Genomic DNA, 228 nt, shown 5'->3' with positions numbered 1-228 from the left:
CGAGCTGCCACTGAGTGGCAACTCCGCTTGCGTCGGTAAGCACCCGGCACCAGAAGGTGCATTGAGACACTAGGCATATCTAGCGAAAGAGATGCTTTCGACAGTCGGTAAGCACCCGGCACCAGAAGGTGCATTGAGACGCTGCTGGCCCGCCCCAGTGGTAGCTCGAGCCGTCAGTCGGTAAGCACCCGGCACCAGAAGGTGCATTGAGACGCCAGCACGACGGCA

Source organism: Peptidiphaga sp. (assembly GCF_057238965.1).
The sequence above is the reverse complement of the archived record's forward strand: the minus strand, read 5'-3'. Positions refer to the sequence as shown.